Annotated in this window: 2 protein-coding genes; one reads left to right on the top strand and one right to left on the bottom strand. The window is 73.3% G+C overall.

What is annotated here, in order from left to right; genetic code table 11:
* Positions 1-351, top strand: a 351-nt coding sequence (locus U9980_RS02730) for an alpha-isopropylmalate synthase regulatory domain-containing protein (RefSeq protein WP_322766535.1), incomplete at its 5' end; no start/stop codon positions are given.
* Here U9980_RS02730 and U9980_RS02725 read toward each other — a convergent pair.
* Positions 338-765: CBS domain-containing protein (locus tag U9980_RS02725; RefSeq protein ID WP_322766534.1), on the bottom strand; the 428-nt coding region annotated here is incomplete at its 5' end. The genes U9980_RS02730 and U9980_RS02725 overlap by 14 nt on opposite strands.

Below are 765 nucleotides of genomic sequence, written 5' to 3'. Positions count from 1 at the left end.
ACCACCGCGGCGCACGGTGAACGCGACGAGGTGAACGTCTCGGTGCGCATCCACGGCGGTGAAGAGGTCATCAGCGGTGCCGGCAACGGTCCGATCGACGCGTTCGTGACCGCTCTCGCCGAACGGGACATCCGGGTTCGGGTGCTGGATTACCACGAGCACGCCCTGGGCTCGGGTGCCGACGCCCGCGCTGCCGCCTATCTGGAGGTGGCTGTCGGGGATGCGGCTGCGGGGGAGAGGGTGTACTGGGGCGTCGGGATCGACCCCAACATCGTCACAGCCTCGCTGCGGGCGGTGGTGAGCGCGGTCAACCGGGCCGCGCGGGTCCGGCGTATCGTCACCGGACCCTGAACGGCACGTCTGCGGATTCGGGCTGCGATGTCTGCGTGGGCGCCTGCGTGGGTTGCCGCGGAATCAGACCCGCCGCCGTCCGCGGGTTCGGATACGGCCCGGCCAGCTCGGCGAGGCGCAGGAGCAGGCGCTCGACCCGGACCAGGCCGACGGGGCGCCCCATCTCGGTGACGACGACAACCGGGTCGAAGCGGTGGTCCGGCGTGCGGTTCATCGCGCGGCGGGCCACCTCGGCGACATGTTCGTCGGGCCGGGCGTACATGCTGGCCGCGACACCAGGGGTGAGCGCGGTGCCGGTGCGCCAGTCGTTGCAGCTGCCGGCACCAGCACCCGCCCCGGCGGCGCCGATTCGGGGCCGGGACGCCACGTCGAGCCGGCGGGTGGCCGGCGGTGGAACACCGCGGGTCGCCGCCG

The organism is Protofrankia sp. Cr1 (assembly GCF_963555865.1).
Classification (GTDB): Bacteria; Actinomycetota; Actinomycetes; order Frankiales; family Frankiaceae; genus Protofrankia.
The sequence above is the reverse complement of the archived record's forward strand: the minus strand, read 5'-3'. Positions and strand labels throughout refer to the sequence as shown.